Below are 23,868 nucleotides of genomic sequence, written 5' to 3'. Positions count from 1 at the left end.
CCCATCCGGGCAGCTCACCGGCGTCACCTGCCCAACCTGCTCTCTGCGGTCGGTGCCGCCATGGGGCACGAATGCCCTACGGTTCCTGCCACCCGGCGGGCGCTGCTCCTACCAGATGCCCTGACCCTGCCTACCGCTGTGGGCTCCTGGTGCTCCTCGCGATCGCCGCGGACGATCACGAACGAGGCAGCCTCGGGCCGTACCAATGCCGGCTGCCTTGCTTCCTCGGGATGAGGTGGTCCGAGATGGCCGGCAGGCGGCTCCCAAAGGCAGGGCTCCCACCTCATGCAGCAGTGCCCGGGTGCGCGGAGACGCGCAATCACGTGGCGGGGTTGCTCCCGATGGATTCAGGCAGACAGAGGCAATCTTTCGCTGCCTGGCGGCCAATGTTTGCCCAAGTCCATCAGCGGCGTCCTGGCCGCTCTTCGCTGCCGAGAAAGGTTCAGACCACCCGACACGCCGAGAGCGAGTTCCGCACCTCGCCTGCCGATCGGGCGGCGAGCGCTGGTCGAGACAGCGCAGTAAACCGCTCCCCCGGGGTGGCGCCCGCGAGCGGTATGCGACGGTCGACCGGGGCCGGCTCGTCGGAGAGTGGTGGACAGGCGGCCCCAGCCCGGTTGGCGGGCCCCGACAGAGTGGCGAGCCCGGCCTGGACGTAACCTGCTGCCATGACTGACGCCCCACCGCTGACTCCCTCCGAGGCCGTTGAGCTGCTGTTGGCCGGCAACAAGCGCTTCGTCGCCGGCACCCCGGAGCACCCGAACCAGGACGCCGCGCGCCGTGCGGAGACCGCATCCGGCCAGCGGCCGTTCGCTGTGCTCTTCGGCTGCTCCGACTCCCGCCTGGCCGCCGAGGTCATCTTCGACCGGGGCCTGGGTGACCTGTTCGTTGTCCGCACCGCCGGCCATGTGGCGGGGCCCGAGGTGCTGGGCAGCATCGAATACGGCGTGAGCGTGCTGGAATGCCCGCTGGTCGTGGTGCTCGGTCACGACTCATGCGGTGCGGTCGCGGCCACCCGTGCCGCCCTGACCGACGGCGTTGCCGCCACCGGGTACGTGCGCGACGTCATCGAACGTGTCACCCCTAGTGTCCTGGCAGCCCGCGCAGCCGGGCTCACCCAGGACGACGACATCATCGCGGAGCACATAAAGCACACCGTCGACCTCCTCCTCGACCGCTCCCGAGTACTCGCCGATCAGGTCGCCGCCGGACAGACGGCCGTAGTGGGCCTGTCCTACCGACTGACCGACGGCAGCGCCCGACTCGTCACCACCCGCGGCCTGCCCACCGAAGCCGCAGGGGCCGGCCCGGGGGCCTGAGCGCCTGCTCCACAGGCGACGGCGCGGCCTGCCCGTCTCACTCCGGGCCAGGCCCGGAGTGAGACGGGCACGCCTTGCGTTGCGTTTCGCACTGCGCTATCGCCCGGAGGACCCCGTACTGCAGGGGTGCTGAGCACGCGGCCACAGATCGACTGGTCACTGGGCGGATCGCCGCAGGCCTGTCAGTCACCTACGGCCGACCCGCAGGAGTTCGCCCCCACCACCCCGCGCCCTGATCGACACCGCACCGGCAAGAGCCTGGACGGGGAACGCAACAGAAGCCAGCGCCGCGCCCTCGCGTGATGCCGGTATGGGGCGTGGTAGTCGACATGTATGCCAATGAAGCCCATCGCCGCTGACGCGGAACCTGCTTCTCTGATCGGGCGGCTTCGACGCGCAGTCAGCCGGTCGCCGGTCGGTCGCGGGTGGCGGCAAAGCAGGGAGCTTGAACTGGGGCAGCGCGCGTTGGGCTTTGCCGCGCTCGGGTTCCTCACCTTGGTGCCGCTGCTCATCATTGTTTCCACAGGCGATCCCGAGCACGGGCGCGGGTTCGCACAGTGGCTGGGAGCAGGGCTCGGCGTCTCGACGGCCTCCAGAGAATTGATCGAGCAACTGTTCGCTCGACCCGGCCAGGCTCTGCGCAGCACGACCGCGTTTGGCTTTGTCGCCCTTGCTCTCTTCGGCTTGACCTTCGGGGTAGCGGTGCAGACCGGCTACGAAAAAGTCTGGGGTCTACCGCCGGCCCGCTGGCATGCCCATTGGCGGCAGGTGGTGTGGCTCGGTGTACTGACCGGATTTCTCTTCTTCTCGGCCACCACGCTGCAGCGCGATCCCGTCGCGGGAGGGGCCATCGCGTCGCTGAGCGCCGTGCTGTTCCTCTGGTGGTCCCAGCGCGTACTGCTCGCCGGACGGGTCCGCTGGCGCGCCCTGCTTCCCGGCGCCGTGGCCACCGTGGTCGGGCTCGTTGGCCTGAGGGTCTTCTCCAGTCTCGTCTTCTCACCGCTGATCGCATCCAGCACCGTCACCTACGGCCCCGTCGGCACCGTCCTGGTCATCCAGTCCTGGCTGGTGGGTGTCGGTGTCGTCGTCTTCGGGGGTGCGCTGACGGGCCGGCTCCTGTACGAGGAGACCTCCCGCAGGGCACTCGCATGGAAACGGCACAGGCGACATACAGACCAGAGCTGACACACCCGGCACCCTGGCCGACCCCTCCCAGAGCGGCATGCTCGGGCGTGCCCCACATCCGCGTAGGAGCCGGTCTCAGGTGAGCGGATACGACGTGCGGCCCGACGCGTCGTCGATCTCTTCGTGGGCCTTGGTCAGCAGCCTCATGGCCAATTCGTTGAGTGCGCGGGCGCCCGCGACCTCCTCACCGACCCTGGGCTGATTGGAATCGACCGGGTGACGGCTGGCATAACCATGGGCCCGTACCTCGGTGCCGTCGCGCAGCCGTACCAGTGCGGCCGCACGCGTGCGTTTGGCGTCTTCCTCGAATTCCAGCTCGACATGCCATCCGACGGCGGTCTGCAACATGACGATCACCTCCAGCTTCCCTCTTACCAGGGTGCGCCCGCTCCAGCCGCCGCGCACGGCGCTCGCGCGGGGAGCAACGTAGTGGCAACACGTCTTCGGGTTTCTCCGAACCCGGGTCCTCCCCCAGCAGTGAGCTCGGCTGCCTTGATCCACCCTCCGGGGGCGCCGTGCCGGCGGGGGACGATTCGGACCCCAGCTCACGCAGTAGCTCGTCGGCCGCTGTGCGGCTCACGCCCTCCCAATGCCCAGCTCAAGAGTTTCGCCACCACCCGTGCGCGCTTGCCACGGCCTGTAGCGCGCTCTCCGGGCTGGACGGCATGACGCTATCGACTTCGCCGGCCCCACTGAGCTACGGCTGGTCGTCCATGAGGTCGAGCTCGTTCCACGCCTGCTGGACCCGGCCGGAGGCGCGGCCGGTTTCGGTGTCGGTGAGTTCGCCGAGGATCGCCTGGACTGCGGCGACCATGGCGGTGAGGGAGGCGGTGCCCTGGACACCCTCGATGGGCGTGACGATCACGTGGTGGGCGTCCTCGGCGAGGGGGGAGGAGCGTAGGTCGGTCAGGACGCAGACGGTGGCGCCACATTCGCGGCCCATCCGTGTCAGTCCGCGCAGGGTGCGGGTGAGGCGCCAGACGTTGAGGACGACCAGGCAGTCGTTCTCTCGCAGCTGGGTGACCTGGACGGCCTGGGTGGTGGCGGAGCCGAGGGCGAGCTGGATGTCGTGGCCCATGATGGTGCCGAGGTGGCCGAGGACATGGGCGGGCCCGGCCCCGCTGCCGGAACCGATGACCACGGTGCGGCGCGCGGACCCGATGGCCTCGGCGGTGGCGCGGATCGCCTGGAGGTTCTCCTCGGTGGTGAGTGCGGTGATGTTCGCCGCGTCCTGGCGCAGCGTCCGGCCGGCGGCGTCGGTGGCTCGGTGCGGGCCGGGGTCACCGGAGGCAACCGAATCGAGGTAGTGGGCGCGTAGCTCCTGCCGCAGGTCGGTCCACCCCTCGAAGCCGAGCTGCTGCGCGGTGCGTACGACGGTGGAGACGTTGACGCCGGCCCGTTCGGCGACCTCGCGGGCCGAGGAGTACGTGGCGAACTGCGGGGCCCGGAGCAGAACATGGACCACCTGACCGGCCTGGGGGCCGAGTGCGTGGTACCCCTTCCGTCCGGCGAGCCATGCCTCGATCGTCACAAGTTCTCCTCGTCGCTCCAGCCCCGGGTCAGACGACCTGGCCGTTTTCGTGCGCGACCCGGAACTCCCGGGTGCGTGCGTTGTCCGCGGAGTCGAAGAAGGGTGCCATGCCCTCGCCGAACTCCCGGCGCTCGGGGGAATTCTGCCAGGCCGTGCAGGCGGCGACATCGGCCCACAGAGCAGTGACCACGACGGTGCCCGGATCGTCTTCGGGGACCAGGACGTGTGAGGCGAGGGCGCCGGATGCTTCGAGAACGCCCGCCGTGCGGTAGTACGCGATCACGTCGTCGACGTGGCCCGCGACGGGCCGCAGCGTAAGTATCGTCATTTTTTTCATGCATCAATCGTTGCACATACCCTTCCATGCATCTAACGTTGCACGCCATCCCCCTTGTCTGTCGTCCTCAAGCGGAGGCACCGTGACGACCACCAAGACCGACCTCTCGGCAGCCGACGGCCGAGCGCTCCTGGACCGGCTCGACCGCCTGGAGCCCGGCCGCCCGCACCGCCGGTTGATGTTCCAGAGCGGCCTGGGCTACACCTTCGACTCCTTCGACGGCGCCCTCATGGGCTACGCCCTGTCCGCGGTCATCGTGATGTGGGGCGTCACCGAGAGCACCGCCGGCTGGCTGCTGTCCTCGATCTTCTTCGGCTACCTCGTCGGCGCGCTGCTGGCGGGCCTTCTGGCCGACCGGTTCGGACGCCGCCGCCTGATGATGTGCGCCCTGCTGGTCTTCTGCGTGTTCAGCCTGCTGATGGCCACGTCCTCCGGAACAGCCGAGATATTCGCCTGGCGGGCCCTGTCAGGCGTCGGCATCGGCGCGGAGACGACGCTGATCACCCCCTACATCTCCGAGTTCCTGCCCGCACGGCACCGGGGGCGCTTCGTCGCCCGGACGGTCGGTTTCCTCGCCTTCGGCTACATCCTCGCCGGTGTAGTCGCGCCGCTCGTGATCTCGCCGCACCCCGAGTCCGGCTGGCGCGTCGCCTCCGTGATCGCGGCCGCGCCGGTCCTGCTGCTGCTGTGGTGGCGCAAGAACCTTCCGGAGTCCCCGCGTTACCTGGTCGCGAGCGGCCGAATAGCCGAGGCCGCGGTGATCGTCGAGAAGTTCGAGCGGGAGGCGGGTACCGCGGTGCGGGAGGCCGCGCCCGCACCGGGCGGGAACCCTTCCCCGCCCGCCCCCGCCGATACTGCTCGCAGGCACAGCATCGCGGGGCAGATGGCCGCCCTGTGGAAGGGGCGTGCGGCCCGCACCACCCTCGTGCTGTGGGTGCTGTGGTTCATCCTGACCGGCGTCAACTACGGCTTCTCCAGCTGGCTGCCCGCCATGCTGATGACCGCCAAGGGATTCTCCATCACCAAGTCCTTCCTCTTCGGACTGGTCACTGCCCTGGCCCAGATCCCCGGCTACTACCTGGCGGGCACCCTCATCGACCGCATCGAACGCAAATGGCTCATCGCCGCCTACTCGGCCGGTGCCACCCTGGCCGCCCTGGGCGTTGCCCTGGCCGGCAGCCCGACAAGCCTGCTGGTCTGTGCCGCCTTTCTGGCCGCCTTCACCAACGGCTCCGCCGCCGTCTACTACGCGTATACCGCCGAGCTCTACCCGACCGCTGTCCGTGCTACCGGCATGGGCGCGGCCTCCGCGGTCGGCCGGGCCGGCGCGATCGTCGCCCCCATCGCCATCGGCTACCTGTACGGGAGCGTCGGCTTCACCAACGTCTTCCTGACCCTGGTGGGCGCCCTCGCCCTCGCCGTGGTCACGATCGTCGCGTTCGGCGAGAAGACCGCCGGACGCAGCCTGGAACAACTGGAAGGAACCACGGTATGACCAGCCCCACATCCGGTCGCCTGCTCATCACCGGCGCCCGCCTCCTCCACCCCGAGCAGGGCGAACTCACCGACGCCTCCTGGATCGAGGTCACCGACGGCCGGATCGCCGCCACCGGCGCCGGCCGCGCACCGGCCGCCCCCGACGGCGTACACGTGATCGACGCGGGCGGAGCGACCGTGATGCCCGGCCTCATCGACGCCCACGTCCACATCCTGGTCACCAGCCTCGACCCGGCCGACCGGGCGTCCTGGACGCCCGGCTACACCACGGTCCGCGCCCTCCAGGAGGCCGGGCGCATGCTCCGTCGGGGCTTCACCACCGTGCGCGACGTGGGCGGCGCCGACCACGGCATGGCCCGGGCCCTGGACGAGGGCCTGATGCCCGGACCTCGTCTCGTCTTCGGCGGCAAGGCGCTCTCCCAGACCGGTGGGCACGGCGACATGCGCCCGCTGTCCGAGAACCGCGTGCCCTGCTGCCAGCACCAGCCGGACTTCGCGCGCATCGCCGACGGCCCGGACGCCGTGCGCGCCGCCGCACGCGACGAGTTCCGCAAGGGCGCCCGGCACCTGAAGATGCTGCTCTCCGGCGGCGTCGCCTCCCCGCACGACGAGGTGTCCGCCGTGCAGTACACCGACGAAGAGATCCGCGCGGCGGTCACCGAGGCCGACAACCACAACCGCTACGTCACCGTCCACGCCTACCACCCGCGCGGTGTCAACCAGGCCCTGCGCGCCGGTGCCCGCTGCGTCGAGCACGGCAACCTCATTGACGACGAAACGATCGAACTGCTCCTCACCCACGACGCCTTCCTCGTCCCGACGCTGATCACCTACGAGCAGCTGGCCGAGACCGGCAAGCGGCACGGCCTGGGCGAAGCCTCGTACCGGAAGATCGACGACGTACGGCAGGCCGGCCTCGGCGCACTGGAGAAGGCGCAGAAGGCGGGCGTGAACCTCGTCTACGGCTCCGATCTCCTCGGCCCCATGCACGCCCACCAGCTCGACGAATTCACCCTGCGCGCCCAGGTGCAGCCCAACGCGGACCTCATCCGCTCGGCCACCACGACCGCTGCCCGCCTACTGCGCATGGAAGGCCGGATCGGCACGCTCGCCGCCGGCGCCCACGCCGACCTGCTCGTCGTCGACGGCAATCCACTGGAGGACATCTCGGTCCTGACCAGGCCACAGGAATGCCTCAAGCACGTCGTCAAGGCGGGCACACCGGCCTGACCCTCACTCACCGGCCGGCCACCCGGAACCGCGCAGCGGTCCCGGCGAGGACCGGACCGGCGGCGAGGTGGAACAGCCGCGTGACATGACGAGGCGCCGCCGAGCCACGCGCCGGGCGGCCGGTGGCGGGCACGTCCACGGACCGGTGATCTGTGCGACGCGTCAAACCCCGCGCTGATCCGAGCCGCACCGGCGCACGCTGCCGGACCCGCCCGATAGCGCCCGTAGTACCGGACTCTTCGAGGGAAAGCAGCAGGGACGGCCGGACCGAGCCCGATGCCACCACGCGGGGGCCGGAACCGGCTGGCGCGCCCGTCTGCGCCGCAGCAACCAGGCGATCCCCTCAGCCCACTTGGGCCAGGCCGGACGGGCGGTCAGTGACGCGACGGTACGGACTCGAAGGTGCGGGAGCCGAACAGGACGCCGACGGCCAGGGCGACGAGGACCATGCAGGCGATCCCGATCTCAAAAACGGCCGCCAGCTGACTGCCGGGCCCGCCTGGTTCAACAGCGCCTGCAGGCCCAGGGTGCCCGGGACGACGAGCCAGAGCACCGGTACGAACCCGGCGTACGACGGCAGGGGGTGCGAAACCCGGGCGAACGAACCCCCTCCCCCACTGACTTGCTCCACCGTAGAGGGATCCCTGACAACACGTATCGCTCCGGCTGTCCGCCCTTCAGCTGCCTGTTGCCAGTGCCCCGCCGCGCGTCGTGGGAGCTACTTGGCCGGCGAGGTGGCGGCCGTCTTGATGTCCTGGACCGAGGTGCCGAAGGTTTGCATTCCGCTGACGATCTCGTTGAGCGATGCGGTGAAGAGGCGCCCGCGCTCCGCGTCGGTCCGTTGCGGGGTGCTCTTGGGTGGGACGGTCGCCTCCTGGCACTCCTGGGCCCCGTGGTGCACCTTGTTCAGCGCGGCGGACCAGTTCTTCTGGAGGTCCCGGGCCGGGGCGGGGAAGTAGTCCCGGGCCTCCTCGACCCGCCGGCTCAGGGCGCCGCAGAGGCGGTGGAATACCTTCTCGTCGAGCGTGACCTTCCCGTCCGCGTTGGGCTTCCCGGAGGCGGCCTTGAGGAGTTCGGAGTTCAGGGCCACCGAGGCGGCGTTGATCTGCTGTGCATGGCGAGTCCCGCCGTTGTTCAGCCAGGACGCCGCCTGCCAGGCGCGGGTCTGCGGTGCCTGCGCCGGCGGGGCGGGCCCGCGTTGCTTCCCGGCCGCATCGGCCGCTTCCCGCCATTGGCGGGAGTCGTCGGGGGCGGATGCCTGGGTGAAGGTCGCGGCGGCCAGCACCACCGCCGGTACGGTGAGCGCGAGGAGCGTGCCCGCCTTCAGGAGCGTCGAGGGCGGGCGGACGGCCGCGTTCGAGGCCGGTTCCGTGGCATTGTCCGCGGCCGGCCGGCCGCGGAATCGGCGCACCGCCCACGCCAGACCTGCCCCTGCCAACGCCGCGCAGGCCGATCCGAGGACGGCGTTGACGAGCGTGAGGGAGGTGACCTGGCCGTCGATGATCAGACCGTTGGCGGGGCGCCACCGGCACACGTTGAAGGCGGTGTTCAGCGGCCCCAGGCAGCCGTCGGCGGAGAAGAGCAGGAACACCTCGGCGTAGGCAAGCAGTTGGACCACCTGCGCGGCGAGCAGCCCCCGCAGCAGCCGGCGCCGGCGCGCGAGGGCTGCCACCATGGCGGCCGTCAGCAGGCAGGCCGCGAGGACCGTCACTGTCACCCACCACACATGGATGACGACGGAGGGGCCTGCCGGTCCCTCCGTCGTGGCCGGCCGCGATTGGTTCATCATGAGCTGGGCCAGGACCAGCCCGGCCCCGCACACCAGGGCACCGGCGAGCCCGGCGCCCAGCGTCCGGCGCAGCCGCAACCCCGTGCCCGTCGTGCCCGCGCCCTGGAGCAGGGCGAGGGCCAGCGGTACCAGCCACATCAGCAGCGTGGCGACCCCGGCCAGGGGCTTGCCGCTCAGCGGGGTGAGGAGGACGAGGCCGTTGGTGAAGGCCGAGAGGTCGGGGCCGTAACCGCGCCAGTCGCCCGGGACCGTCCGGGCGTAGTACGCGGCCAGTTCCGCGCCCTGGTTGTCGACCGCGCCCAGCGAGAGCGCCATGCCCCCCGTCTGCCACCACCGCAGCCCGGCCCACAGTACCGTCGCGGTCACCAGCGCGCAGACCACCGCAGCTGCCCAGCGCTGCCGCTGCCGGGGCAGGGCGAGTGCCAGGCGCAGGGACTGGGACCACCACACTGCAGGCACGGCCGCGATGAGCGGGAAGGCGAGCAGGTACTGGGGCCGCGGCAGCATCCAGTCGAGCCGGTACTGGCCACTGGACACGAACTCGCCGAGCAGCAGGCCGAAGCCGAGCCAGAGACCCGCCACCGCGGCGGACCGCCCGTCTCCTTCGGCCGTGCCCGAAGGCCGTACGAGCGGCAGTCCCAGGGCGAAGCAGAGCACCGGGGTCACCGCGCCGACCGTGATCCAGATGGAGCCCGGGCCGTCGGACAGGACCGGAAGCGTCGCCAGGGACTGGTGCAGGAGTGCCGCCGAGACACCGGTGAGGAACATCGCCAGGGGGCTGACCCGGTCGAGGCGGTCGGCGTCGGCGAGTGCTTGCCGACGCTCTTCCCACCGCGGGTGGGTCCCGAGCAGCGCAGTCAGTCGGCGCAGCCACGGTGCCACGGGGGCGGCGGGGTCGGGGCGCTGCCAACTGGCGACGTCCGCGCCCCAGGCGACTGCCCGGCGGTCGGCGAACAGTTCGCGCCGCCGCAGCAGGTCGGCCCGGGCGAGGTGCACCAGCCCGGCCAGCAGCAGTCCGACCAGCACGGGGGCCAGCAGCATGGGCGCAGCGGCGGGCCACCACGGGGACTTGAGGCCGGACAGCGCCAGGATGAGGATCCAGCCGGTCACCGCGAATGTCGGGGTCAGGGCGAGCAGGACGTAGGCCCGCCAAAGGGCCGTACTGGCGTAGGCGTAATCCACGTCGCGGTGGTGCACATGGGCGAGTTCGTGCAGGACGACGGCGCGGAAGCCCTCGGGGTCGGTGCTGAGCAGGGGGAGCAGACCGGAGTGCAGGGAGACGGTGTAGCTCCCGGAGCGGCCGTAGACGCTGGCGCTGGAGGTCGTCCGTCCCGGGTCGACGCGGAAGCGCAATTCCGCACGGATGCCGGTGCGGGCGCACAGCGCGGCGAGTTCGGCCCGTAGTGTGCCGTCGGTGTCGACGGTTTCGAGCGGCACCATTCGGCGCCAGCGTTCGCGAGCGGCCGGCAGCCACCAGTACAGCCCGGCCGCGAGGGCGAGGAGCACCAGGGTGGCGAGGGCGCCGCGGTACGGGACGAGCGTGTGGTCGCCGATGCACTTCTGCAGGGTGCCAGGGCGGCTCAGGGCCCTGAGGATGTTCTCCAGATCGCCGCTGCCGGCGTCGAATCCGGCGGCGTACAGGCACCCTGAGGGGCCGTGCAGGCCCTCCCGGCCGTCGCGCAGGCCGACGAGCACCGGGACGTCCTGGAGCAGCGTGTCGAGCGTGGGGATGCTCGACGCCACGACGAGGACCATCAGCAGCGCGAAGCGGGGGCCCGTCCCGGTCGCGCTCCGGAGCGCGGCGAGGGCCTTCACGAGGCGGTGCCAGGGGTTTCGGGGGGCTCCTCGTCGGTCGCGGCCGCCGTCGAGATCCGCGCCACGACGCTGTCGGCCAGCGCCTCGGCCTCCCGGCGGTCGGTTCCTCGCTCCGTGGCCTGCTCCACGATGTGGGTTCTTACCAGCGCCAGTTCGCCGGGATCCAGCGCGATCAGCGTGCGGTTCGCAGGGTCCGGCGCCCGGCCCAGCAGCCTGCGCACGCCGGTCCGGCCGCGCGCCATGAGACCCTCCGTGGCTCGGTCGACCGTGCGGCGGGCCGCCTGATCGAGGACGAGCCAGAGGACCGGAGTGACCAGCGCGGACACTTCGGCGTAGCCGAACCCGAGCGGCTCCCGCTTTTGCCCGCCCCCGGCGAGGGTACGGACGACCCGGTCGTCGTCCAACGCCCGCAGGCTGTCGACGAGCGGCAACTCGTGCGCCGCGTGCTCCGCCACCACTTCGCGCACCAGATCGCGCACATACAGCACCGTTCAACCCCCGTACCTAGCCGTCCAGTTCAGTGCATTGCAGCACCATAGGGGGAACGGCGGTACCCCCGAAGACAACGCTGACCGACCCGCGCAAAGGCGTGCGCCGAAGCGGACGAGCCGTCACTCGGCGACGCCGCTGACACCACCCGCCCGGTCACAAGATCCGCGCCGGAGCGCGGTCCGACGAACGATGAGCGGGCACGACTCGTACCGCATCTGCCGCAGACCTGTCGCCGGGGCAGGCGGTGGAGCATCACCGGGACGCTGGTCGACCACTCACCGTGCGGCATGAAGGAGTGAATCGAGGGGCGGGCGGTAGGCGCCAAGTGCGGCACTCCGGAGCGGAGTTGCCGTGCACTGCGTACATGTGTTGGACAGAGTTTTTTTCTGTTCGTTCTGCAACCGTTCCGCTTTTGTTTCTGTCTATCTCTGCAACCCCTTCCGTTCGACCGGGCCCACAACTCAGGGGGCGGAGCCGAGGGGCGTTCGATGTGTTACCCGTTGGAGGATTTGTGCGCAACCGAACCAGAAGCATGGTGGCAGGCGCTGTGGGCGCCGCCGTGGTCGCGGCCGTGGCCGGCGGGGCCATGGCAGCAGTGACGGACGGCAACGGGCAGGGCCGGCCCTCGACGGATGCCGCCGAGCGGAGCAAGATCGCCCAGGGCGACCTCGACGGCGACGGCCACGCCGACCTCGGCGTGGGAGCGCCCGAGGGCACCGTCTCCGGGAAGTCCAAGGCGGGCTACGTGGGCGTGACTTACGGCGCCAAGGGCGGCGTAGACACCAAGCGGCACAGCACGCTGACGCAGGCCAGCGCGGGCGTGCCCGGCACCCCGGAGGCCAAGGACGGCTTCGGCTCGACCGTGGTGCGTGGCGACGTGGACGGGGACGGTTACGCCGACCTGGTCGTCGCCGCGAACAACGAGGCCATCGGCAGCACTACGCAGGCCGGTTCCGTCACGATCGTCTTCGGCTCCCAGAGCGGCCTGTCCGGCGACGCCATCGCCTTCCACGCGCCAACGGTCGCCGCCAACGCGCACTTCGGCGACCGGATAGCCGTGGGCGATCACAACAAGGACGGCCTCAGCGACATCGCCATCTCCGACGGCGTGAAGGTACAGCTCGTCCAGGGCGCGAAGAACCTGCGGGAGACCGCGACCCCGAAGATGACCAGCGTCACCCCGCCCGGCGGCGGCGTCAGCGTCGAGCATCTGGCCTCCGGCGACATCAACGGGGACGGCTACACCGATCTCGTCACCGTCGCCTCCCAGGACTCGCCCTCCGACGAAGGCACGCTCGGCGTGCTGCCCGGCTCATCCGGAGGTCTGAAGAGCACGCCGCTGGGCGAGGACATCCCCCTGCCGTTCGCGCAGTACCGCCCCGTGGTCGGCGACATCAACGGCGACGGGAAGGATGACGTCGTCACGGACACCGGCTTCTCGGACGGTCCGCAGGAGCAGAAGCTGCGCACCTACCCCGGCACCGCCGACGGGCTCGACTCCGACAAGCCGGTGGACTGGAAGGGCAAGGCGCAGGAGGGCGAGGCCATCCGGCTCGCCGACTTCGACGGCGACGGCCACGACGACCTGGTGGTCAGCAACACCGGCGCCGAGGCACCCGGGGGTTACAACAACGCCGGAGCCATCAACGTGCTCAAGGGCACCGAGAACTGGCTGACCGACGAGGGGGCGCAGACCTTCTCGCTCGACACCGAAGGCGTCCCTGGCTCCATGGAGGGCAACGACAAGTTCGGTACGTCCGTCTCGCCGGCCGACTACAACGGCGACGGCAAGACCGACCTGGCCGTGGGCATCCCGAACCGCTCCGAGGGCGCCGGCGCGGCGGCCCTGCTGTACGCGGGCACCGACGGGCTCAGCGCCAAGGACTCCTCACTCATCGACCCGAGTGACCTTGGCGCCCCGGCGACGAAGGGCCGCTTCGGCACGGAGCTGACGAACCCGGCGAAGTAGGCCGTCTCGGGGCCGTCGGCCTCTCCGGTCGCGGCCCCGTCCCCGCCTCTGGGCTCCCCCGCGTCTATGCACTGCCGTTCGGTCGAGCCGATCTGACGCCTGCACAAGCGACGCCCACCTTGATCATCCAGGCCGGCGATCCCCCCTGACCATGTAGGCGGCAGCGGGTACCCAGCCGAATGCCTCCTTGGCACTTCCCCTGTGGCCCTGCGCCACTCGCGCACCATCTTGTGCGGCCCGTTTGTGCGGCCCGTCTCGGGGCCGTTCTCCCCGAGGCGGGCCGCAGGCATGCTTGGAGTCCTCCCACGCGGCCTGACGATCTGCCAGCACACCGTGCGGGCCCTTCAGGGACCGGAGCTGCGGGGGGGCTAAGAGGCGTACTGATCGTCAGGGCCCCGCCTACGGGGCACGGGGGCAGTCCTGGAGTCCTGTTCCTCACCCACTGTGCTCTGCTGTACTGCCCTGCGGCTAATTTGTGTGCAGGAGAGGTACGCAGGGCTGTGGTGGTAGATGCACGAGGGACGGGAGGTCGGGAAGAGTGTCGCTGCGCGCAGGTGATCCAGCCGAGATCGGCGGTTATCCGCTTGAGGCGCGACTCGGCTCGGGTGGCATGGGCACGGTCTTTCTGGCCCGTACGAGTTCGGGGCGTCCTGTCGCGATCAAACTGATCCACCCGCAGTTCGCGGCGGACGACGAGTTCCGCATCCGCTTTCGGCAGGAGGTGGCGGCGGCGCGGCAGGTGAGTGGCGCGTTCACCGCCGCCGTGGTCGACGCTGCCCCTGAGGCCGAGCAGCCGTGGATGGCGACGACCTATATCCAGGGGCATACGCTCGCCCGGCGCATCGCCACGAAAGGCCCGCTGAGCGGAGCTGAGCTGAGGAGGCTCGCCATCGGACTGGCGGAGGCCCTGCGGGACATCCACCGGGTGGGGGTCGTCCACCGTGACCTGAAGCCGTCGAACGTCGTGCTCTCGGCCGAGGGCCCACGCGTCATCGACTTCGGCATTTCGCGCGCCGTGGACCAGCAGACGCTGACGATTACAGGGCGCGTCATCGGTACACCGCCCTTCATGTCGCCGGAGCAGTTGCAGGCGCCGCGCGATGTGGGGCCGCGGTCCGATGTCTTCTCGCTGGGGACGCTGCTGGCCTACTCTGCGACGGGCTGCGGGCCCTTCGACGCGGAGAGCCCATACATCGCTGCTTACCAGGTGGTGCACGACGAGCCGTCGCTGGAGGATGTGCCGGCGGCCTTGCGCACTGTCGTCGAGGCGTGCCTGGCCAAGGAGCCCGACGGGCGACCCTCGGCGAACGAACTCCTCGTGCTGCTACGGGACCTGCCGGCCGACCTCGGCCAGATCGACGCGAGTGGAGTCGGCGCGGGCCGCACCCGCGACATAGTCACCGAGCATCACTTCGCGACACCGGCCACCCCGGCGCCGGCGACCCCTGAGCCGGCCATCCCGGAGCCGGCGACCCCGACGCCGGCGACCCCGACCGTCACCCCGGCCGCTCCCGATACCGGGAGCGCCGACACCCCCATCGGCCGGCGACTGCGTCGCCGCCGGCGTCCCGTGATCGCGGCCGCGGTCGCGGTCACGGTGGCAGCGATCGGTGGTGGAGTCGCCGCACTGACGGCGGGCGGCTTCGGAGGGAACAGCGGCGGCGACAAGGGCAACAGCTCTGCGGCGCAGGGTGCCGCGCTTCCGGACGGCTTCAAGCCGTGGCACAAGGCCGTGCCCGGCGGTCGCCCGGACATCCCCGACGAGTTGCGTTGCGTCGCGCACGGCGACGCGCTGTTCTGCGGGGGCGGCAGTGTTGTCGCGACCCGTATCAGGGCCGGTGACGGCTCGCGGGTGTGGACGGCGAAGAGCCCCGGCGTACCCGCCAACGGCATGCACCTGGTGGGCGCCACCGACGACACGGTGCTCGGTTACCGCTTCGCCGCCCAGGACGCCCCGCAGGACCCTCCCAGTGAGGTGGTGGCCATCGACGCCAACAACGGACGGGAGCTGTGGTCCGTGCCGTCCGGCGCCCAGTCGACGGCCGTCACGGGTCGGACCCAGGACGCCGTCGTGGTCGGTTCCGACGTCGTGACGGTCGACGCTTCCAACTCCCGCTTCGAGGCCCGCAACGCGCACAGCGGTCAGGTCACATGGACCTCGCCGTTCCCTGCGGGTACCCAGTGCGCTCCCGTCCCGGTGGGCCCACAGCTCGTCGCGATGTGCGCGAAGGATGCGGAGGTGGACGCCTTGGCAGTGCGCCACCCCACCCTGTACCCGGTCGACCGCGCCTCTGGGACACTGGGCAGGCCCATCGAGGTCAACGGCCCCGCCGTGCCGATGGGCGTCGCCAACGGCAGGCTCGTACTCCTGCAAGTACACATGGAGGGAACGGATCCGGCCGGCTACAACGGGGTGGCTCGCGTCGACCCGGCCTCGCGGAAGGTCACGTACTCCCGATTGGCCAAGACATACGCGGGGACGCCCGGCGTGGCGGACAGCACCGTCTACGTGAGCGGGCAGGCCGGTCTCGTCACCGCACTCGACCCGGCGACCGGCCGGAAGAAGTGGTCGCGGCAGACTGGCGTGGAGGGCGCTGCGGGTCCTGTTGCGGGAGCCGACGCACTGTATTTCAGCTCGGCCACCGGCCGGGTGGTCGCGCTGTCGCCGGACGATGGCAAGCCCCTATGGACAACAGATCCGCAGGTCGATGGTTTGACGGGCCAGCAGGGCGCAAGCCCGCGGGTGACTCTTGCAGGGCGCGCGGTGATCGTGGCCGCGGCCAAGAACACTCTCTTCGCTTTCGACGCGCAGAAGCCGCCGAAGTCGGGCTGACACCAGTGGCTGGACGGTGGCTGCAACATTGCCGGGGAGTACCGCGAGAAGCTCCGCCGCCGGCAGCACCGCCACCGCGGGGCTCATGCTCACACTGACCACCTCCGTCCAGCTGCCGCGCTTCGTCCGAGTTGCCGTCGTACTCGGCAGTACGCAAGGGGGGCTCCGGACCGTCAACCGGGAAGGGCGGCCGGCAGGTCGGAGGGCGGCGAGGACCGAGGCGAGCCATGGGGGCACCTGGACGTGCCGAAGGGCTTGTGAGCCAACCCGGCCCACAAGCCCAAAAGCCCTTCCGGTTCAGTCGAGTTCGGCGCTGCCGTGCACGATCTCGCCGCCGACCATCGTCAACAGGACCTTCGTCTCGGCGATCTCCTCCGCGGGGACCTTCATGACATTGCGGTCCAGCACGATCAGGTCCGCGAACTTGCCCCTCTCCAGGGACCCGGTGTGCTTCTCCTGCCGCAACTGGTAGGCGCCGTTGATGGTGGCGGCGCGCAGGGCCGTGGCGCGGCTGAGCCGCTGGTGCGGTGTCATCGTGCCGTGCTTGGCGAACGGGCTGTCGGGTGCGGCGGTGCGAGTGATCACCGTCTTGATCGCGGTCCACTCGTCGAGCGGGTCGACCGGCCAGTCGCTCCCGAGGGAGATGCGCCCGCCGCTCTCGTTGATCTCGCCCTCGGGCTCGTAGTGGGCCCAGCGCTTCGCGCCGAGGTAGGGCTTGACGGAGTCGACGGAGTCGGGGGCGGGCTTGGCCCAGTGGAAGCCCATGGCCGCGACGATGTCGAGCCTGCCGAACCGCGGTATGTCCTTGGGGTTGACGAGTTCGGCGTGCGCCACGGTGAGGCGGTTGCTCTTGTGCCCGGCCTCGCGTGCCGCCGCGTAAGCGGTGAGGGCGGCGCGTACAGCCTGGTCACCGATGGCGTGCATATGGGGGTCGAAGCCCGCGTCGACGAGCTTCAGAACGGTGTCGTTGAGCTTCTCCTGCTCCCAGTACTGCTCGCCCTTCTTCTTTCCCGCGATCCAGTGGTCGTGCTGGTGCACGAGGTAGGGGTCGATCAGCGCGGCCGTCTGGGCGGGGTGCTGGAGCACACCGTCCAGGAAGAGCTTCGTGTTCCGGACGGCGATACGAGGCCGAGCGGTGATCCGGTTTCCGCTGTCGAAGGCACGGCGCAGCCGGGTCGGCTCCTTCAGCGGATCCTTGTCGTCCACATTGACCGGAGCGGCGAAGTGCGCGCGGGCGGTGAGCTTTCCCTGGTCCGCGAGGGTGCTGAAGGCCCGGAGCCCCCCTTCCGAGGCGATGGCGTCCATGAACGTGGTCACGCCCTGCTCGGCCAGGGCAGCCAGCGCCGTGCGGGCAATCTTCAGGTTCTCTCCGGCGGAGGGCTCGGGGATCTTCCGCGCGATGATGTCTCCCGCGTCGTCCTCCAGCACGCCGGTCGGCTCGCCCTTGTCGTCACGCGCTATGCGGCCGCCACCCGGGTCGTCGGTCTTGGAGGTGATACCGGCGCGTTCCAGGGCGCGGCTGTTGACCAAAGTGGTGTGGCCGTCGCTGGACTTCACGACGATCGGCCGCTTGGTGTCCAGGGCGTCGAGGTCGGCCTTGGTCAGCGTGGTGCCCTCCGGTCGCATGGCCTGGAGGTACCAGTGCTCCACCTGCACCCAGCCGTCCGGCTCTTGCGCCTTCGTCTTGTCCAGATACGCCTGAATCTTCTCCTGGAACTCCTCGACGGTGAGCGGGGCGTACTTCAGGTCGCAGCCGAGCAGCCCCTGGCCGCCCGACATCGGGTGCACATGCCCGTCGTGGAGACCCGGCATGACCATACGGCCGCCGAGCTTGATCACCTTTGTTCCCTTCCCGATGTGGCGGGAGGCTCCCTTGGTGGTGCCGACGTAGACGATCCTTCCGTCCTTGACGGCCAGCGCCTGATGCGTGCTGTCCTCGGCATCGACGGTGTGGACGTAACCGCCGGTCAGTACGAGGTCGGCCGGCTGGTGGCTCTCGGCGGCGGGCTCGGAGCAGCTGTCGACGGCGGCCACCGCCGCGACCGCGCCGGCAGCCGCCAGCACGGTACGACGCCGCGGGTTACCCTCCACGGGACTTTCCACAGGACTCTCCTCCAGATGCGATGAACGAACAGGTGGACGGGGGAACGGGTGAAGGGCAATTGGTGCATGGCTGAGCGACCGGGCAGCGGCGGCGGCAGAACGCAGGAGCGCGGCAGGCAGGCGCGCCGTGCGGTGGTCGAGGCCGCGCTCGCGCTGATCGCGGAGCGGCCCGTAGGGGAGATCCAGGTACAGCAGATCGCCGAGCGGGCAGGGATGAGCCCGGCACGGGTCCTGTACTACTTCCCCTCGAAGGACCACATCCTGGCCGAGACCTTCCGCTGGAGTGAGCGGGAGCTGACCGAGCGCCGGACACAGGAGCTGGCGGGGGTCGCCGATCCTCGTGAGCGGTTGGAGCAGTACGTCAGGCTCTACCTGCCCTCGGGCAGGCACGACGTCTCATGGAAGCTCTGGTTGGAGGCGTGGTTGCGCGCGGTGGAGAACGACGAGATGAGCCGGACGGCCGACGGGCTCGACAAGGGGTGGATGCGGGACCTGTCCACGATCCTCCGTGACGGTGCGGCGAGCGGGGTCTTCCGCCCGGTAACCGCCGAGGAGTTCCTCCCCTCGTTCAACGCCCTGTTGGACGGGCTGGCGGTGCATGTGCTGATCGGGCGGCTCGACCGTACGGATGCCGTGCGGACCGCGCTCACCCGTGCCTCCGAGGAACTGCACCTGCCCCCGGCCGCACAAACCTGAATCTCATTTAAGTTCGGTGGCGTGAGTATTCACCGGGGTGCGTGGCTCCGTCAACCATTTCTACGGGGCCACCGCGGCGCAGCGCGCTCAGCGTCCGGGCGGATCGCGGGATGGCTGCGACTGCACGGGGACGCGGGCCGTGAGGACCCGCCCGGTGGTCGCGCTCAGCGGAGAGCGCGGGGAGACAGCGACGTGGCCTGTTCCGGCAACCCGCCGTCTGAGACATGAGTGAGCAGGAGGCCGAAGAGGATCTCGAGGACCTGGTGGCGGTGGGAATCGGCAGCACACCGGGCTGAGAAGACGTTTCCTATCGCGCGTCCGGTCGCTGAGCGGTGCATGACGGGTCTGGTTGAGCGATTGGTGCCGGATGAGTTGTGGGTGTTGTTTCGTCGGGCGGTTCCGCCGACGGTGGTGATGCGTCCGCTGGGAGGCCGCCGCCGGGCTCCGACGGGTGATCGTGCAGTGCTGGCGTCGATCTTGCTTTTCGCGACCTCTGGTTGCCCGTGGCGGTAGTTGCCGTCCGTTTTCGGGTCGGCCTGGCCCACGGTTTACCGGCGCTTCGCGCAATGGAGCCGGAGCGCGTCTGGGCCCGGCTTCACCGCATCGCTTCGACGAACTCGGCGCGCGAGGTGAGCTGGACTGGTCTCGGTGCGCGATCGATTGCGTCAGCGTCCGGGCGTCAAAAGAGGGCCCGTGTCCAACACGCCTGTGCCAGAGCGGACCAGTGCGGTGCTTCCACGCGAACGGATCGATCCGCTCCCCCATCGCATCAGTGATCACCGATCAGACAGACACGTCCGATCAACTACCCGCCCGATCAAAGTGACACGGTGGTCGTGGAAGGCCCGTAGCCGACTCGACTGGAGCACGCTCGGTTCTCACTCGATTCACCGGTGCACCCTCGTCGGTAGGCGGCCGGGTACTGCGCCCCGAAAGCCGTGCTCCGGCAAGCCCACGACGAAGCTGCGGTGACCTGGGAGTTGTCGTCAAACTCCCAGCCTGCGCCTTGACGCCTGGCACGCGCTCCGCGGCGTTGTCAGGCTCTTCAGGATCTCCATCTGGAGTACTGGGCTCACCGGCGCGTGGGCCTCTCTGCGGCTTGCAGTGTCCCCGCGGGTAGCCGGTCGTTGCCCCAGCTGCGCTCGATGTAGCCGATGATCCGCGCGACGTCCTCGGCGGGCACCCGCTCCGGTTCGCCGTGCTCGAGCGGATCGGTATGGAAGATGTAGAGCCGCGAGGCGAACTGGTCGAACGGCAGTGACGCCTCGCCGAACCGCTCGCCGTTGCCCGCGGTGGAGACGACGACACCGTCGCCCCAGTCCTGGCCGCTGTCGTTGTTCGGGTTGAAGAAATACACCCGCATGACGTCCTGTGGGTCCGGCGCGACCCGCAGGATCGTGATCGCGTGCCAGCCGACGTAGCGGCCCGCACTGTCGGTGACGGCGACGCCGGCCGGCTGCGGATGGATCAGCGGCTGCTCACCGTTGTAGGACGGGTGGTAGCTGGCGTGGAACTGCCGCAGGAAATCGTCCAGGTCGACCAGGTTTCCGGTCGCGACGTCGACGTTGATGTGGAACCCACGCGCCGTCCACCAGCCGTGGAACTCGGGGTTGACCCATCGGTGCGGGTCCCCCGGCCGCGCGGCGCAGCGCCGCCCCATCTCGGCGTAGATCCGATCCAAGTGGGGCACCACGAGCAGCGACACGGGGTCCAGGTCCATCGGCAGCGTGCTCGCGACTCCGCTCACGCTGTCCTTCGACGAGATCGGCTGCCCCTCGAAGTGCATGAGGATCTCGTCGTCGCGGGCCGCCCAGACCACCACTTGCAGCAGGTAGTCCGGATCGTTGTAGGCCCACATCGACAGCGCGCGGGCCGACTGGCAGGTGGGGTTGTCGCCCTGACCGACGCCGAGCGGCTGGCCCAGCATCGAGAGCACCCCCGCGACCAGCCGCGCCTGCGGACCCGGCACCTCGCCGAAAACGGTCGTCAACCGCTCCCGCGCGACCGGGGAGAGCTCAAGCGCCAGCTGGCGCCACAGCGCGGGCACCACCGGCGGCTCGTAGAGGATGCCGCGATCGAGCAGCAGCGCCAGCCCGTAGATGCATTGCGCGGTCTGCGGGTGCACGGCCACCTCGATCAGCCGGTGCACCAGTTGGCTGTAGCGCAGCAGGCAGTTCCGGCCGGTGTCGGACAGCCCGAGCGCCTCACCGACGAGGTAGTCGCTCTCGCTCAGGAGAAACCGGAGCAGTTCCGCGTGGTAGGGCGACACCAGACCCGTGTCGTGCATCGCCCGCGCGAACCCCGTCGCCTCGTACTGAAGGCCGCCGGCGTCCATCGCCTCCAGCCGGGACCGGAAGACCTCGATGCCCGGGTCCTCCCGGCACGCCTCGGTGGTCCCGAACAGGCTCGAGATGAGCCGGTCGACGCCCTGCCCTGAAGACACGCCGAGAGCGACGTCCGGGTCGTTGCGGTAGATCGCGATCCGGGTGATCAGGGACTGCACCGCCTCGACCTGGATCGGACGCTGGCGCAGGATCCGCCAGATCTCGTCGACCAGGTTGTCCAGGACGCTGTCGTAACCGATCTCGTCGGCGAGGTGGCGGAACAGGTCCCGGATGAGCTGTGCGGTCCGTCCCTGCTGGGTTCGCTCCGCCTCGCTGGGCGGGGTGAACAGCAGCTCCAGGTTCATTGCCAGTACCTGGGACAGGAACTGGCGGGCGTCCTCGGCGGGCAACGTCGGGTGCGCGAAGTCGCCGCGGGCGACGGCGAGCATCCGCAGCTCGCTGGTCGCCTCGATGACGACGGTGTCCGCGTCTCCGCTGTGCAGGCCCGGGCCGACCAGCGACGGGATGAGGATCTCCGGTGACGCCCAGTCCGTCCCCTGGAAGAGCCCGGCTTCCTCAAGGGCCTGCGCCCTGGCCTGGACCGCCGCGGCGCCGCCCGGCTGTATGAGCACCCGCCGCAATGCTTCCAGGACTCGCCGCAGCTTCGTGTGCTTGCCGAAGTCGCGGGTTTCGGCCATGGCCTGGATGGCGTCGTCGAGTGAGGTCACGCGCTTGTCCAGCGTCGTGGCCTCACCGCTGACGTCGACGGTCGGTTTCAATGGGTTTCCTCAGGTTGGTCTCCTGCGTCCACGGGATCGTCAGACGTAGAAGTCGAGCTCTTCCTGCTTCTTCAACAGGTCGCGCATCCGGTAGGGGTCATCACCGAAGAAGTACACCAGGCCCCAGTGGGTTCCGAACGCGGTCCTCTTGGTGACAGTCTCCTCGAGCGGCGTCGAGAGGTCGTGCGACTCGTAGTAGTCGTCGTCCTCGGTCTCCTCCGGGATCTCCAGGTCGCTGACGACGCGGCGGCGCGGGTAGACACCGAAGCAGCCGGCGACCCCGGACGCGTCGACGACCTCGCGCGGGAAGAAGGCGTCGATCTCCTCCTCGGTCGTCTTCGGGTCGAAGGCCAGCACCAGCGCATGGTAGGCGTTGAACCCGTATGCCCGCTCCAGCAGCTCGAACACCTTGAAGCCCGGCGGCCGGTAAGCGACCTCGCCGAAGTACATCTCGCCGTCACTGGTGACGAAGTACTCCGGGTGCACGAAGCCGAACTCGATGTCGAACGTCTTGATGAGCTTCTCGATCTGCGCCGTGATCTGCGGGCGGTACCGCTCCAGTTCCGGAGTTGCCGGCACGAACACCGAATACCCCAGCGTGACATATTCGGAGATATTGAGGAACTTGATCTTCCCGTTGTGCACCCACGCCTCGACAGCGAACTCCCAGCCATCGAGGTGGGATTCCATGAGAACCGGGAACTCCTCTTCCGGAATCATGTCGACCTCATCCGGTGTGCGGATGACGCGGTGCCCGAGGCATCCTGCCTTGTCGAACGCCTTGAGATGGATCGGGTCGTTCGGGTCACCGTCCAGCTTGAGCAGGGTCTGATTGACGCGCTTGAGGAAGCGGATCACGTCTTCCCGGTCGTGGGCTTCCTCGAAGATTCCGACCCGGATACCGCCGAGTTGCGCGCGGCGCTTCATCAGCGCCTTGTCCCGCAGCAGCATGGCCTGACCGTACAGACGCGGGTTGTTCAGCAGAACGGAGTTGATCGCCCCTGCCCATTCAACCGTTTCCTCGAACAGCGGGATCGCGACGTCGACACCCTCGCTCTGAAGAGTCTCGGCGATCTCCAAGGAGCGGTCGTTGAGCCGTTCGAAATCCCACGGCAGGTAGGGGATGTCGTGCTCGACGCAGTACTCCTCGGCCCACTCCGGCGCCACGACAACGTATCGCCGATCGAACCGGGCGAGGGCTTCCACCGCATTGAGGCTCCAACCAAGAAGCGCTACATAGCCTTTGTCCGGATTCCTGGTGACCGGTTCGTCCTGTGTCATAGACAATTTCTCCTTCGGCGCGTGCGCTCATCGACGTCGTGACCGGCACGACCATGCCCGGCGATCTGCCTCGCAAGCCTCGTGCCCACGCGCAAGCACCTCATTCCTGCTCACAGGGAGGGAGATGGCATGCACACGCGGATACGCCTCCCCGGCCGCCTCGATCAACTCCTCACGGGCGTACTCCCGCCACTCGTCATCCCGCCGCCCACCGGAGCAACCTCGCCCCATCCGGGCGGCGTCAGTGGAACGAGAGCGCCCAGACTGACGGACGAGCCGCCTGCGTGCTCCGCTTCGGACGGCGAAGGTGGCTCTCCGGGGCGCCATACTGGCGGCGTTCACATCAGACCTCTGCTCGCGCCGTAGCTCGTCGGCTGCTGTGCGCCTCGCGCCCACATGCTGCCCAGCTCAAGACTTTCGCCCCCCCCGCGCTCGCCGTGACTTGTGGCGCGCGCTGCCGGGGCGCACTCTCCAGGCGGGACGGCGCCACGCCATTGAAAGCAGCGGGCCCACCGCGTCACACAGTCGGCCGGAGATAACGTCACCCAGCCAGCTCCGGTGAGCTTCACCCGGCGACCCAGACCACCAGCGCGCCCCACGGCTGCCGACCACTCCCCCGCGGCCAGTCGGTCGGCATCGATCCGGTCGGCGCACGGGCGCCAGCCTTTCCCGAACGGAGCGCCTCGGT

15 protein-coding genes and 1 pseudogene are annotated in these 23,868 nt (G+C 69.7%); 8 read left to right on the top strand and 8 right to left on the bottom strand.

All coding sequences use genetic code 11. From position 1 onward, the window contains the following. The first annotated feature begins 668 nt into the window (after positions 1 to 668). Both QOM21_RS36630 and QOM21_RS36625 read left to right on the top strand, forming a co-directional pair. Positions 669 to 1,319 carry a carbonic anhydrase gene (locus QOM21_RS36630; protein WP_407555413.1) on the top strand — a complete coding sequence of 217 codons (651 nt, stop codon included), beginning with the start codon at positions 669 to 671 and terminating at the stop codon, positions 1,317 to 1,319. A gap of 333 nt (positions 1,320 to 1,652) precedes the next feature. Beyond that, on the top strand, positions 1,653 to 2,504 hold the full coding sequence (locus QOM21_RS36625; RefSeq protein WP_407555412.1) for a ribonuclease BN: 852 nt from the start codon (positions 1,653 to 1,655) through the stop codon (positions 2,502 to 2,504). Between the two features lie 75 nt (positions 2,505 to 2,579). Here QOM21_RS36625 and QOM21_RS36620 read toward each other — a convergent pair whose 3' ends face one another. The 3 genes from QOM21_RS36620 to QOM21_RS36610 form a co-directional block, all read right to left on the bottom strand. Then, positions 2,580 to 2,852: a DUF1876 domain-containing protein gene (locus QOM21_RS36620; protein WP_407555411.1), complete on the bottom strand. Its 273-nt coding sequence runs from the start codon at positions 2,850 to 2,852 to the stop codon at positions 2,580 to 2,582. 349 nt (positions 2,853 to 3,201) lie between these two features. Then, positions 3,202 to 4,035, bottom strand: coding sequence for a MurR/RpiR family transcriptional regulator (locus QOM21_RS36615; protein ID WP_407555410.1), 834 nt, complete (start codon positions 4,033 to 4,035; stop codon positions 3,202 to 3,204). 28 nt (positions 4,036 to 4,063) lie between these two features. Next, on the bottom strand, positions 4,064 to 4,363 hold the full coding sequence (locus QOM21_RS36610) for an antibiotic biosynthesis monooxygenase family protein (RefSeq protein ID WP_407555409.1): 300 nt from the start codon (positions 4,361 to 4,363) through the stop codon (positions 4,064 to 4,066). Between the two features lie 91 nt (positions 4,364 to 4,454). Between QOM21_RS36610 and QOM21_RS36605 the strand changes: the two genes are divergently transcribed. After that, complete coding sequence (locus tag QOM21_RS36605; RefSeq protein WP_407555408.1) at positions 4,455 to 5,867, top strand: MFS transporter; 1,413 nt, start codon at positions 4,455 to 4,457, stop codon at positions 5,865 to 5,867. After that, positions 5,864 to 7,099 carry an amidohydrolase family protein gene (locus tag QOM21_RS36600; RefSeq protein ID WP_407555407.1) on the top strand — a complete coding sequence of 412 codons (1,236 nt, stop codon included), beginning with the start codon at positions 5,864 to 5,866 and terminating at the stop codon, positions 7,097 to 7,099. Before QOM21_RS36605 ends, QOM21_RS36600 begins: the two co-directional genes overlap by 4 nt. A gap of 718 nt (positions 7,100 to 7,817) precedes the next feature. On the opposite strand, the gene QOM21_RS36595 is transcribed toward QOM21_RS36600, so the two are convergent. After that, a complete protein-coding gene (locus QOM21_RS36595; protein WP_407555406.1) occupies positions 7,818 to 10,703 on the bottom strand; it encodes a M48 family metalloprotease in 2,886 nt (961 codons plus the stop codon). After that, the gene (locus QOM21_RS36590; RefSeq protein WP_407555405.1) at positions 10,700 to 11,182 is read right to left on the bottom strand and encodes a hypothetical protein; all 483 of its coding nucleotides are present in this window, start codon (positions 11,180 to 11,182) and stop codon (positions 10,700 to 10,702) included. Before QOM21_RS36590 ends, QOM21_RS36595 begins: the two co-directional genes overlap by 4 nt. Before the next feature lie 524 nt (positions 11,183 to 11,706). On the opposite strand from QOM21_RS36590, the gene QOM21_RS36585 reads away from it, so the two are divergent. Together QOM21_RS36585 and QOM21_RS36580 are read left to right on the top strand one after the other, a co-directional pair. After that, on the top strand, positions 11,707 to 13,164 hold the full coding sequence (locus QOM21_RS36585; protein WP_407555404.1) for an FG-GAP-like repeat-containing protein: 1,458 nt from the start codon (positions 11,707 to 11,709) through the stop codon (positions 13,162 to 13,164). Positions 13,165 to 13,702: 538 nt separating this feature from the next. Then, entirely contained in the window at positions 13,703 to 15,997 is a 2,295-nt protein-coding gene (locus QOM21_RS36580) for a protein kinase domain-containing protein (RefSeq protein WP_407555403.1), read from the top strand. 297 nt (positions 15,998 to 16,294) lie between these two features. Here the strand turns inward: QOM21_RS36580 and QOM21_RS36575 are convergent, their stop codons facing one another. Further along, entirely contained in the window at positions 16,295 to 18,100 is a 1,806-nt protein-coding gene (locus QOM21_RS36575; RefSeq protein WP_407555402.1) for an amidohydrolase, read from the bottom strand. Between the two features lie 66 nt (positions 18,101 to 18,166). On the opposite strand from QOM21_RS36575, the gene QOM21_RS36570 reads away from it, so the two are divergent. Further along, on the top strand, positions 18,167 to 18,796 hold the full coding sequence (locus tag QOM21_RS36570; RefSeq protein ID WP_407555401.1) for a TetR/AcrR family transcriptional regulator: 630 nt from the start codon (positions 18,167 to 18,169) through the stop codon (positions 18,794 to 18,796). A 336-nt stretch (positions 18,797 to 19,132) separates the two neighbouring features. Beyond that, positions 19,133 to 19,499, top strand: a pseudogene (locus tag QOM21_RS36565) (transposase); the annotation flags it as partial. 369 nt (positions 19,500 to 19,868) lie between these two features. Here the strand turns inward: QOM21_RS36565 and QOM21_RS36560 are convergent. Together QOM21_RS36560 and QOM21_RS36555 are read right to left on the bottom strand one after the other, a co-directional pair. Continuing rightward, positions 19,869 to 21,899: a hypothetical protein gene (locus QOM21_RS36560; protein WP_407555400.1), complete on the bottom strand. Its 2,031-nt coding sequence runs from the start codon at positions 21,897 to 21,899 to the stop codon at positions 19,869 to 19,871. Between the two features lie 39 nt (positions 21,900 to 21,938). Further along, entirely contained in the window at positions 21,939 to 23,180 is a 1,242-nt protein-coding gene (locus tag QOM21_RS36555; RefSeq protein WP_407555399.1) for an acetyl-CoA carboxylase biotin carboxylase subunit family protein, read from the bottom strand. Positions 23,181 to 23,868 lie beyond the last annotated feature (688 nt).

This window comes from Streptomyces sp. Pv4-95 (genome assembly GCF_045782725.1).
In the GTDB taxonomy this organism is placed as follows: Bacteria; Actinomycetota; Actinomycetes; order Streptomycetales; family Streptomycetaceae; genus Streptomyces.
The sequence above is the reverse complement of the archived record's forward strand: the minus strand, read 5'-3'. Positions and strand labels throughout refer to the sequence as shown.